This is a genomic window from Lancefieldella parvula, from assembly GCF_963530955.1.
Lineage (GTDB): Bacteria > Actinomycetota > Coriobacteriia > Coriobacteriales > Atopobiaceae > Lancefieldella > Lancefieldella parvula_A.
In genome coordinates, this window is the sequence record NZ_CAUSFQ010000114.1 from 1 (window position 1) to 3,521 (window position 3,521).

Annotated in this window: 2 protein-coding genes and 1 pseudogene; all 3 read left to right on the forward strand. The window is 51.4% G+C overall.

Annotated elements, in window-relative coordinates:
• Positions 1–44: 44 nt before the first annotated feature.
• Positions 45–1,166: pseudogene (locus tag RWJ43_RS06400) on the forward strand (AAA family ATPase); the annotation flags it as partial.
• The gene (gene ftsY, locus RWJ43_RS06405; RefSeq protein WP_035427731.1) at positions 1,166–2,071 is read left to right on the forward strand and encodes a signal recognition particle-docking protein FtsY; all 906 of its coding nucleotides are present in this window, start codon (positions 1,166–1,168) and stop codon (positions 2,069–2,071) included. The pseudogene RWJ43_RS06400 and the gene ftsY, both read left to right, overlap by 1 nt.
• Positions 2,071–3,450, forward strand: a complete 1,380-nt coding sequence (gene ffh, locus RWJ43_RS06410) for a signal recognition particle protein (protein ID WP_314009070.1) — start codon at positions 2,071–2,073, stop codon at positions 3,448–3,450. Before ftsY ends, ffh begins: the two co-directional genes overlap by 1 nt.
• The last annotated feature ends 71 nt before the right edge of the window (positions 3,451–3,521 follow it).

Sequence of the window (3,521 nt, forward strand, 5' to 3'; positions counted from 1 at the left end):
AGGATGCCAATCGAGCACAGGGTAGGGCAAACCGAGAGCTTTAGGATGCAAAGACGGACCTCACTGTTGCAAAAGAGCGCGCAACGAGTATGGCTTCTCGCCAGGCAGAGCTTGAGAGGCGTCTGTCTCAGCTGGACGAGCAGCTTGCTGCCGCTAAGCAGGCAACGCACGCGCTTGAGGTAATCAGGCTGCGCGTGGATCCGCTGTACAAGCGCTACGACGCTCTGCACCAGAAGGCGCTTGAGTGGGCGTCCAGGCTCAAGGATCGCGCGTCGTTGGCGGAGGCAGACTCCGAGACGCTGCGAGAGACCATCTCTGAGGCAAAAGACGCTGCTTCTGAAGCTGCGCTTGCGGTAGAAAAAGAGAAAGACGCTGCTAACCAGATTAGCGTTGAGATTGGCAAGCTTGAGGTTCAGGTCCAAAACGCCATCGAGGCTATTCTTGCTACGGGCGCCTCATTGGACGAGGCATTGACGCTTCCTGAGCCAGAAGATAGAGAGCAGGCAGAACGCCTTGCTGCGTCGCTCAAGAGTCAGCTTGAGGCGCTGGGTCCTGTCAACGCCGTTGCAATGGATGAGTACGAGCGCCTCAAAGAGCGTGCTGACTACATTAATGAGCAGGTAGCTGACTTAGAGGCTGCACGAACTTCTCTGAAGAAGATTATCTCGGCCATTGACCGCAAGATGCGTAGCCGCTTCCTTGTTGTCTTTGACCGCGTCAATCAGAACTTCTCCGAGATTTTCTCGATGCTGTTCCCTGGAGGTCATGCTCATATTGAGCTTACTGACCCTGACCATCTCTCCGAGACAGGCATTGAGATTGTGGCTCAACCGCGCGGTAAGCGCATTACCAAGATGATGCTCATGTCAGGTGGCGAGAAGAGCCTCACTGCCCTGGCATTGCTCTTTGCTGTGTATAGGACGCGCACTGTTCCGTTCTACGTCTTTGATGAGGTTGAGGCTGCGCTCGACGACGCCAACCTCTCCAAGCTGCTTGATGCCATTGAGCAGCTCAAAGAGACTACTCAGCTGATTGTTATTTCTCACCAGAGGCGCACCATGGAGCAGGCTGATGTTCTGTACGGTGTATCTATGCAGGCAGATGGTGTTAGCCATGTTGTCTCTCAGAGGCTTGATAAGACAACCGGAAAGGTAGTTGATATCTAATGGGCTTTATGGACAATCTTCGCCGAGGTCTTGAGCGTTCTCGTGAGACTTTAAGCGAAATCTTTTATATGGGCGGCGAGGTCACCGAAGATTTTTGGGATGACCTTGAAGACACGCTTGTTATGGGAGACATGGGCGCCGAGGTGGCTATGCGTGTCACCGACGACCTGCGCGAGCGTGCAGCGCGAGAAAACCTTATGCGCTCCGATCAGCTTCGCCGCGCCCTTGTAGAGCGCCTTACGGCAGAGTTTCCTGTTGCAGAAAGAGACCCCTTTACGGATACGCCCTCTATTGTTTTGTTCGTAGGTATTAACGGTGCTGGTAAAACCACTACTGTTGGTAAGATTGCTGGTCGCGCACATGCTAGTGGCGTTAAGACCTTGATTGGCGGTGCTGACACCTTCCGCGCGGCTGCAATTGAGCAGCTGCAGGTATGGGGAGAGCGCTCTGGTATTGAGGTAGTAACCAGAGAGCGTGGTGCTGATCCTGCAAGCGTTTGTTTTGAGGTTGTTGAAACGGCAGAAAAACAAGGCACTGAACTGGTGCTTATTGATACTGCTGGACGTCTGCATACCTCATCGGATCTTATGCGTGAGCTTGCTAAGGTTGTTTCGGTTACCAGAAAGCGTGCAGGGGATATTCCCGTGAGCGTTGTCTTGGTTATTGATGCAACTACCGGTCAAAATGGCCTTAATCAGGCAAAAGAGTTTAACGACGCACTGTCTTTGGACGGTCTTATTGTTACCAAGCTTGATGGCACCGCAAAGGGAGGAATTGCTCTGGCAATTTCTAACCAGCTTAACCTGCCTATTTATCGTATTGGTGTGGGCGAGTCAATTGATGATCTTCAGACATTTGACGCTCGTTCATTCTGTGAAGCACTTGTTGGTGAGGGAGTTCAGTAATGTTTAACAGCCTGCAAGATAGACTGCAAAATACATTTTCCGCTCTGCGCGGAAAGGGCCGTCTCACTGAGGACGATATCAATTCAGCAATGCGAGAAATTCGCATGGCTCTTCTCGAGGCTGACGTTAACTACAAGGTAGTTAAGGAGTTTGTGGGCCGCTGTAAAGAGCAGTGCATGACCGCTGACGTGCTAGAGTCTCTGTCCCCAGCTCAAAACGTTGTTCGCATCGTTCTGGATGAGTTGACGGCGTTACTTGGTTCAACCGAGTCCAAGCTTACGCTGGCGCAAAACCGCATTCCAACCGTCATTATGCTCGTTGGTCTTCAGGGCTCAGGTAAGACAACCGCAGCTGCAAAGCTTGCCTACCTGCTTAAGTCCCAGGGAAAGAATCCTCTGCTTGCTGCCTGCGACGTTCACCGTCCCGCGGCAGCAGATCAGCTTGAAACGCTTGGCTCTGAGATTGGCGTGCCAGTCTATCGTGGAGATGGCAAAGACGCCGTTGCTATTGCGTCTCAGGCTATTCAGGAGGCTGTTGACCACCTCAACGACCTGGTAATTGTCGATACCGCTGGCCGTCTCCAAATTGATGAAGAAATGATGGAAGAGGCCGTTGCTATCAAGCGTGCCGTCAAGCCAGATCAGATTCTTATGGTTGTCGACGCTATGACCGGCCAGGATATTGTCAATGTTGTTAGCACCTTCGCCGAGCGCGTAGACTTTGACGGCGTTATCATGTCCAAGCTTGATGGTGATGCTCGTGGTGGCGGTGCACTTTCTGTACGCGAGGTTACCGGCAAGCCTATCAAGTTTGTTTCTATGGGCGAGAAACCCGATTCACTTGAGGTTTTCCACCCAGATCGTATGGCCAAGCGCATCCTTGGCATGGGTGATGTTATCTCTATTGTCGAGAAGGCCCAGCAGGCAGCAGATGAGAAGCAGGTTGAAGATGCCGAGCGTATGTTGCGCGAAGGCTTTACTATGGATGACCTGCTTAATCAGATGAACCAAATCCGCAAGATGGGTGGTCTTGCAAAGCTTATTGGTGCTCTACCTGGTGGCGACCGCATGATGGCCCAGCAGGGCGGTGTAGATGATAGCTCTATGGGAAAGATTGAAGCTATCATTCAGTCCATGACCAAAGAAGAGCGCATGCGTCCAAAGATTATTAATGGTCAGCGCCGCCGTCGTATTTCCATGGGTTCTGGTCGTAGTGTTCAGGAAGTCAATCAGCTTATTCGTCAGTGGGGAGAGATGAATAAGATGATGGGCAAGATGAAGGCTATGACTCAGGGCGGTAATGCAAAGAAGGGTCGCCGTGCCATGGAGTCCATGATGAAGAATATGGGCTTTGGCGGAGGTCAAATGCCACGTTTCTAGGCGTTACTAGTAAATAAATTTATATAAGAATTGCTCATGTCGAGCAATATCACTACTGAATTTTTTTAAAC

Coding starts and splice junctions, on each gene's coding strand:
- ftsY (WP_035427731.1), top strand. CDS start 1,166: ATGGGCTTTATGGACAATCTTCGCCGAGGTCTTGAGCGTTCTCGTGAG.
- ffh (WP_314009070.1), top strand. CDS start 2,071: ATGTTTAACAGCCTGCAAGATAGACTGCAAAATACATTTTCCGCTCTG.